This is a genomic window from Streptomyces sp. CO7 (genome assembly GCF_053474865.1).
Map to the genome: position 1 here is coordinate 498,633 of NZ_JBRIOU010000002.1, position 2,326 is coordinate 500,958.

General features: G+C 72.6%; 5 protein-coding genes. 1 reads left to right on the plus strand and 4 read right to left on the minus strand.

The annotated features are described in order from the left end of the window. The 4 genes from ACOV8S_RS04180 to ACOV8S_RS04195 all read right to left on the minus strand — a co-directional run. A partial coding sequence (locus tag ACOV8S_RS04180) for a hypothetical protein (protein WP_448316163.1) occupies positions 1–267 on the minus strand: 267 nt, incomplete at its 3' end. Then, complete coding sequence (locus ACOV8S_RS04185) at positions 248–691, minus strand: MerR family transcriptional regulator (protein WP_448316164.1); 444 nt, start codon at positions 689–691, stop codon at positions 248–250. The genes ACOV8S_RS04180 and ACOV8S_RS04185, both read right to left, overlap by 20 nt. Further along, a complete protein-coding gene (locus ACOV8S_RS04190; protein ID WP_448316165.1) occupies positions 688–1,023 on the minus strand; it encodes a hypothetical protein in 336 nt (111 codons plus the stop codon). The genes ACOV8S_RS04185 and ACOV8S_RS04190 overlap by 4 nt, the downstream gene beginning before the upstream one ends. Before the next feature lie 131 nt (positions 1,024–1,154). Then, a complete protein-coding gene (locus tag ACOV8S_RS04195) occupies positions 1,155–1,325 on the minus strand; it encodes a hypothetical protein (protein WP_448316166.1) in 171 nt (56 codons plus the stop codon). Between the two features lie 232 nt (positions 1,326–1,557). Here ACOV8S_RS04195 and ACOV8S_RS04200 point away from each other — a divergent pair, with 232 nt between their 5' ends. Next, on the plus strand, positions 1,558–2,298 hold the full coding sequence (locus ACOV8S_RS04200) for a dienelactone hydrolase family protein (RefSeq protein ID WP_448316167.1): 741 nt from the start codon (positions 1,558–1,560) through the stop codon (positions 2,296–2,298). Positions 2,299–2,326 lie beyond the last annotated feature (28 nt).

A 2,326-nucleotide genomic window follows, 5' to 3' on the forward strand; every position in this document is an offset into this window, starting at 1 on the left:
GCCGCACCCGCCGTCTCCCGCGGCCTTCGGCGTGCAGGAGCAGGAGCGGCCTCGGCGCGGGCCGAGCCACCAGGTGCCGGCGGCGAGCACGGCCAGCACGACGGCGAGGGCGGACAGCCGGGCCACCACCGCCCCGGCCCCGGCGCCGACGACCCCGGCCGTGATCAGGACGGGCAGCGCGCAGCACGCCACACAGGCCGACGCGGCCAGTCCCCCGAGCACCTTCGGGGCGCGCCGAGGGCGGCGGTCAGCAGCAGGGTCCGGCATGACGCTCCTCGGCGAGGTCGGTGAACGGGATGGGGCAGCACGTGCTGGACACGCACAGGGTCAGGTCGTCGCAGCCCGCCTCGACGGCGGCGGCCAGGTCACTGCGAATGGTGGTGAGGTCCGCGATCTTCGCGTCCACCTCGGCGAGCTTGGCCGCGGCCCGGTCCTGGAGTCCCGGCACGGGACGGCCGTGGCGGTGGCCCCCGGCCTCCAGGAGCTCGGCGACCTCCTCCAGCGTGAAGCCGAGCCGCTGGGCGGCCTTGATCACCCGTAGCGCGGTCACCGCGTCCTCACCGTAGAGGCGGTGGCCGCCGTTGCTGCGTTCCGGCTCGGCCAACAGGCCGCGCCGCTCGTAGTAGCGCAGCGTCTGGACGTTCACCCCGGCCGCCTCGGCGACCTGCCCACTGCGCAGGCCCCCGCTCACCGCGACTCCCCGGCGGCGGTGGTCCGGGCGGCGAGGGCGTCCAGGACCGCCTCGTGCGCCGGGTCCACGAAGACGTCCAGCCGGATCAGGTGCTGTCCGGGGGCAATGGCGAAGGTGAAGAAGGAGCAGCAACCGCTCTCGCGCTCCGCCAGGTCACGGACCCGGTCCTCCACACCTTCCCCGCCCGCCAGGACGAGGCGCAGGTGGAGCGGCCGGGGCCTCGACAGTGAGGTCAGCCGCTCGGCGAACAGCGCGTCCCACTCGGCGACCCGCAGGGGCCGCTCCTCGCTGGGCAGGGTGCAGGACCGCGGCGCCCACGCAAGATCACTCATCGCGCTCACCTCCGTCATCGGTCCCCGGTGGTGGGGACGTCTTCGACGGTAGACCTGTACCTGGGTACCGGTTGCAAGCCCTGCGACGAGGTGCGGCCGACGGTCCGTGCCGTCGGCCGCCCGGTGGACCGTCAGCCGAAGAGGCCGTCGATCACTCCTTCGACCGCCTCCTCGACGATCTCCTCGGCCGTCTCCTCCACGATCTCCTCGACGAAGTCCCCGAAGATGTCGTCCATGAACTGTCCCCTTTGGTCGGCGTGACGGTGCCCGTCGCCGTTCGAGTCGGCCACGGGCTTGGGCATCCTCTCAACTGCACGTGTGCGCGCGCTAGTTCACAGTGGATCTTCTTCGGGACGGAAAACCCGTTGGCGTGGGCCGGCGGGCGGTTGCTACCCTCGCGGAGGCCGTGCGAGAGAACGAGGAGGTGGTACCCGTGAACGCTGTATCGACATGGGTGCTCCCCTCCGGGGTCACGGCCGGGCGATAGGTCGTCCGGGAGCGCCGTTTCCACGAGCACTCCCGAAAGGCACGACCGTGCGCTTCACTTCCGAACTGCACCTCGACGACGGCGTCCTCGAGCGTGAATTCACCCTCGGCGAGATTCCCGGCACCCTGTGGACGCCCGGCGCCGCGTCCGGTTCCGCGCCGGCCCCGCTGGTCCTGATGGCCCACAACAACGGCCTGCCCAAGGCCGATGCCCGGCTGGTGGCCAGGGCCCGGTACACGGCGGCGCGTGGGTACGCGGTGGCGAGTATCGACGCCGCCGGGTGCGGTGACCGGACCGCCGCCCAGGATCAGGCCCGCGCCGAGCTGCGGCGGGCGATGCAGGCCGGCGAACCGGTCGACGAGATCTTCGAGTCCTTCATCGGCCCGCTGGTCGAGACGGCGGCGCCCGAATGGCGGACCGCGCTCGACGCCCTCCTCGAGCTGCCGGGCATCACCGGCCCGGTCGGGTACTCCGGCGGATGGGCCGCCCTCGGCATCCGGCTGACGGTGACCGAGCCGCGCATCGCGGCCGCGGGCTTCTTCGCCGGGGGCTACGTGCCCCGAGCCCAGCGTGAGGAGGCCCGCCAGGTCACCGTCCCGCTGCTGTTCCTGCTGCAGTGGGACGACGAGGGCAATCCCCGGCAACGGGCGCTGGACCTGTTCGACGCCTTCGGCAGCAAGGAGAAGACGCTGCACGCGAACCTCGGGGGCCACACCGGCACCCCGTACTTCGAGCTGGAGGACGGCTGCCGCTTCTTCGACCGGCACCTGAAGCAGCAACGGTCCTGACCCAGGGCCGCGAGCCGGTCGTCGCGGG

Excerpts from the sequence above, each read along its gene's own strand:
- ACOV8S_RS04190 (WP_448316165.1), bottom strand. The coding sequence starts at position 1,023 with ATGAGTGATCTTGCGTGGGCGCCGCGGTCCTGCACCCTGCCCAGCGAG.
- ACOV8S_RS04195 (WP_448316166.1), bottom strand. The coding sequence starts at position 1,325 with ATGCCCAAGCCCGTGGCCGACTCGAACGGCGACGGGCACCGTCACGCC.